This window comes from Luteibacter sp. P4_E6 (assembly GCF_056401535.1).
Genome location: NZ_JBFUJE010000857.1, coordinates 1 through 1,123, shown reverse-complemented (window position 1 = coordinate 1,123; position 1,123 = coordinate 1). Strand labels below are relative to the sequence as shown.

3 protein-coding genes are annotated in these 1,123 nt (G+C 58.2%); all 3 read left to right on the top strand.

Features of this window, described 5'->3' with window-relative positions; translation table 11 throughout:
• Positions 1-184, top strand: a 184-nt coding sequence (locus tag AC1DT2_RS24125) for a hypothetical protein (protein WP_477299243.1), incomplete at its 5' end; no start/stop codon positions are given.
• Between the two features lie 31 nt (positions 185-215).
• A complete protein-coding gene (locus AC1DT2_RS24120; protein WP_082878880.1) occupies positions 216-713 on the top strand; it encodes a DUF4189 domain-containing protein in 498 nt (165 codons plus the stop codon).
• A 182-nt stretch (positions 714-895) separates the two neighbouring features.
• Positions 896-1,123 (top strand): DUF4189 domain-containing protein (locus AC1DT2_RS24115; protein ID WP_477299240.1); only part of this gene is annotated, 228 nt, incomplete at its 3' end.

The following is a 1,123-nucleotide window of genomic DNA, read 5'->3' as shown; positions in this document are numbered from 1 at the left end:
GTGTTCACACCTACGGGTGGAAGGCCGGGGCCGCAGGGGCAGCCTGCTGGATCTTGGAGTGGCGGCCACTTGGCACAAAGTCAAACTGCAGGATTGGGAGATCGCCAAAACACCACAGCAGGCTCGTTTAGCGATCGTGTCGTTACCGGGCAGGGAGCAGCTCTGCCGCAGAACGAAGGGGTGAGGCAGGGTTCATCGGTTGTGAGGCCACAGCAATGAAAACGAGGATTCTCTTCTTCTTGTCTTTGGGGGCACTGCAATTCGCGTCGCTCGCTCATGCTGAAGGCGGTTGTCCTCCAGGCCAGTATCCACAGGAGGGCCAAGGATGGAGGACGTGTGTTCCTATTCCCGGCTCAGTGGACGCGCAGCAGCCTCCGGCAGCACCTCCACCACGGTGGGAAGACCATTGGCAAGCTGTCGCCACTGATAAACAGAAGGCTGTCATCGGTACGTCGATCAACAGTTCGTCAAGTGACGACTCCGCCCAGGCAGCCATTTCGGACTGCCACGCAAAAGGCGGCGTTAGTTGCGAGGTTCAGATTACTTATCGCAACGGTTGTGTCGCCATGGTGGTCGGAAAGACTCTCATGAACACGCAGGGGGAATCGACGAAGGCTGAAGCAGAGAGATCGGCCCTCGCAAAATGCGGTGAATCGGACACAAACTGCCGTGTCTATTATTCGGCTTGCAATCTGCCGGTGCGCGTTCAGTAGAGGATGTGTTCTTGTTGCGCGTAGCTTTCTTACTGCTCGGTTTCTTGGCTGTTCTAGTTGCCCACACGGCTCACGCTGACGGGGGATGTCCGCCTGGGCAGTATCCGCAAAGCGGGCAGGGATGGCAGACGTGCGTACCGATCGCAGGCGCATCTGACGGTGCTGCTCGGCCAGAAAAAGTCGTGCGTTGGGCGGACCGCTATGGGGCAATCGTAAGTGACCCAGACGCCGGCGCTATTGGTGCGTCCACCGGCCAGCAGACACAAGCCGTAGCAGAGCAGAAGGCGACGTCCGATTGCATCGAGAAAGGTGGGAAAAAGTGCGCACTCGACATCGTCTACGGAAACAAGTGCGCTGCCTTGGTTTCTGGCGACAGCTTGTACAACGTTAAGAGCGGTACGACGCTGGTG